The organism is Streptomyces milbemycinicus (assembly GCF_002154605.1).
Classification (GTDB): domain Bacteria; phylum Actinomycetota; class Actinomycetes; order Streptomycetales; family Streptomycetaceae; genus Streptomyces; species Streptomyces milbemycinicus.
The window spans coordinates 1-1,013 of sequence record NZ_MUNE01001217.1; the positions used below are offsets into that span (position 1 = coordinate 1).

Sequence of the window (1,013 nt, forward strand, 5' to 3'; positions counted from 1 at the left end):
CCACAAAGCCCGCCCGCCCGGACCGCCCGACCCGCCCGGACCATCCGGCCCGGCCGACGGGCGTACGGACCGCGGTCAGCACCCCGGCGGCCAGGATCATCAGCACACAGCCGACCGTCAGCAGCCACACCCGGCCGTCCAGCTCCGCGAGGCGCGCGACCGTGATCGGCTCGTTGTGCTCGTTGGCCAGCAGATCGTCGAGCGGATCGGGCAGCACCCGCACCAGCGCCCCGCTCGCCCCGCCGTGCCAGGGCACGAACAGCCCCAGCGGCACCCCGAGCCACACCCCGTTCGGCGCGCCGAGCAGCGCCGCCCCGAGGACCAGACGGGGGTGGTCGTCGCCGATCGCCGCGTACAGCGCCGCCGCGAGACCCGCCCCGACCGCCAGCACCAGCACCCCGCACAGCGCGGAAGCGGCCGGCCGGACGGTACGGTGCGCCGCCTCCAGGCCGTGCGGCACCGGCGCGCGGCGGGCGACGAGCAGCGCGATGAGCAGCACCGCGACGACCCAGACCGCGCCGCCGAGCACCGAACGCCCCGCCTCGACGGTGAACCCCACCGCCGCCTTGGCGTCGATGAGCCGCTGGATCCGGTCCGGCAGCAGCCCGCTGCCGATGTCCGCGATATCGCCGAGCTCGCCGGGGAGTTTTTCGAGCAGCCCGCCCTGCTCCTGCTTCGATTTGCCCGCCACACCGAGCGTCGAGGCGTCGATTGTGACGGTATCGTTGCCGACCCACGTGAGCCCGGCGAGCACCAGCAGAAAGAGCAGGACCACCGCCCCCGCCCGGGTGGCCAGTTCGGCCCCGTCGATCACCGCCCCCGCCCCGCGCAGCGACCGTACGAACAGCCAGCCCAGCAGCAGCGCGCCCACCAGGCTGATGCCCAGGGGCGCGATATCGACGGCCGAATGGGCCTGGGCGCCGGTCAGCCCGAACGCCTTCACATCCCCGGACGGGGTGACCGCGCCGCCGACCGCGAGCACCATCGCGGCCGCCGTCATGGGGCCGAGCGCG

Annotated in this window: 1 protein-coding gene; it reads right to left on the minus strand. The window is 75.1% G+C overall.

Features of this window, described 5'->3' with window-relative positions:
* The coding region (locus CCN51_RS52200) for a streptophobe family protein (protein WP_342749439.1) at positions 1-1,000 on the minus strand (1,000 nt) is incomplete at its 3' end.
* Positions 1,001-1,013 lie beyond the last annotated feature (13 nt).